Consider the following 442-nt stretch of genomic DNA (forward strand, 5'->3'; position numbering starts at 1 on the left):
TGACGCCCGTCGCGGTGCTCGTCCTGCTTCTCGCCGCGGGGGTCGCCCTGGTCGTCGCCCGGGCCCGCCCCGCCATGAGTCCCACGGTGCCGATCGCCGAGGAGGCGGCCCCCGACCTGTACCGGATGGTGCGTGACCTGGCCGACCGCCTCGACGTCCCGGCTCCGTCCGCGATAGCGCTCACCCCGGACTGCGACAGCTGGCTGGAGGACCGCACCCATCCGGCCCACGGCCCTCCGCCGGCCGAGGAGCACGGCGACATAGCGGGCGCGGGGCGGCCTCCGCGCGGGGCGCCGGCCGCGCCGGTGCTGGTGATCGGCTCCCCGTTCCTGTGGTGGATGCGCGTGGGCGAACTGCGCGCGGTCCTCGCTCCGGTCGTCGCCGGTACGGGCCCCTCCGCCCACCCGGACATAGCCGCCGCCCGGCGCTTCGTGCAGGGCCT

At 77.1% G+C, this 442-nt stretch carries 1 pseudogene; it reads left to right on the top strand.

Annotated elements, in window-relative coordinates:
• Positions 1–442, top strand: a pseudogene (locus B9S61_RS12765) (hypothetical protein); the annotation flags it as partial.

It is taken from the genome of Streptomyces sp. SM1, from assembly GCF_002910825.1.
Classification (GTDB): domain Bacteria; phylum Actinomycetota; class Actinomycetes; order Streptomycetales; family Streptomycetaceae; genus Streptomyces; species Streptomyces okerensis.